Origin of the sequence: Desertihabitans aurantiacus (assembly GCF_003344635.1) — a bacterium.
Taxonomy (GTDB): Bacteria; Actinomycetota; Actinomycetes; order Propionibacteriales; family Propionibacteriaceae; genus Desertihabitans; species Desertihabitans aurantiacus.
In genome coordinates this window covers 1-1,379 of record NZ_QPKK01000490.1, presented here as the reverse complement: position 1 = coordinate 1,379, position 1,379 = coordinate 1, and the positions used below count along the sequence as shown (strand labels likewise).

Below are 1,379 nucleotides of genomic sequence, written 5' to 3'. Positions count from 1 at the left end.
CACCGCCGGCCGTCGAGGTGCGCCGGGCGCCCGAGCCGCCGGCGCTGCCGGTGGAGTCCCGCGCCTACCACCAGTTCTACCGGACGCCCTCCCACGCCTGGTGGAAGCCGCTGGCCGTGGTCGCCCTCGTGGTCGGCGGCGCGTTCCACCTCAGCATCGGGTTGTCGCTGGCCGGCATCGTCGTCGACCTGCTGACCGGACGGCTCGAGGTGGCCGACCTGCAGTCGTTCACGCTGTCGCTGGAGCCCGGGCTGTTCACCGCCAACAACCTCGTCCTCGCCGCGCTCATCCCGCTCGGGATGCTGGCGCAGTGGGCCGTCTACGGCCAGACGCCCCGCTGGCTCTCCTCGGTGCAGGGCGGGCTGCGCTGGCGCTGGCTGGCGATCTGCACGGCGGTCACCCTCCCGGTGCTGCTGGCGGTGACCGTGGTGGAGCTCGTGCTCAACCCGGTCGAGTGGGTCGGCACCGACGTGGTGCTGTGGCTGGTGCTGGTGCTGCTGACCACCCCGCTGCAGGCCGCCGGTGAGGAGTACGGGCTGCGCGGCACGCTCAACCGGGCGGTGGCCGCCTGGGTGTCCGACCCGCGGGTGTCGTTCCTCGTGGGCGCGGTGGTCTCCTCGGTGGTCTTCATGTTCCTGCACGCCGCGCTCGACCCGTGGCTGAACGTCTACTACTTCTGCTTCGGCATGCTGGCCTGCGTGCTCTGCTGGCGCACCGGCGGGCTGGAGGCCGCGATCGCGCTGCACGTGGTGAACAACGTCATCTCCTTCGTGGTGACGATCCTGGCCGGGCAGATGGACAGCACCTTCGAGCGCGGGGTCGGCACGGCCTCCCCGGCGGTGCTCATCCAGGTGCTGGTGCTCGCCCTCACCACGGTGCTCATCGACCGCATCTTCGCCCGCACCCGGATGCGGCGGATCACCGCGCCGGGAGCGCCCAACGGCGCCGGGGAGACCGGCTCGCCGTCCCCGACGGGGTACGCCCCGGCCTGAGCCGCTCGGTGTCCGTGCGTGGCGTCGATGTGGGGCCGGCTGGCCTGTTGTGAGAGGATGGCCGGCAGGTAGGGGCGCCGCCGGCGCCCTCTCGTGGAGCCGAGACCGCGTCGTCGGGTGCGACAGCGCGTGACACCGGAGGCCTCCACCGCGACGTCCGTCCGCTCCGGACGACGACCGCGGGAGGGTCGACGGGCGCGGCCCGCTCCACGCGCCAACAGCTTTTTGCGGCAGGCCCCGGCCGCCGCAGCGTACGCGGACCACCCGCGGGTGGTCCGAGCGAGGAGTTCGGATGTCCGACCACGATCCCGTCCCCCCGACCACCGACGGCCCGGCCGCCGACCAGCCGGCGACCGAGGAGCAGGCACCGACCAGGCCGGCGCGCCG

The 1,379-nt window shown here is 73.5% G+C and carries 1 protein-coding gene; it reads left to right on the top strand.

The genetic code is table 11. The features are described from left to right. On the top strand, positions 1 to 992 hold a 992-nt coding region (locus tag DVA66_RS20440; protein WP_157974212.1), incomplete at its 5' end, for a CPBP family intramembrane glutamic endopeptidase. Between the last annotated feature and the right edge of the window lie 387 nt (positions 993 to 1,379).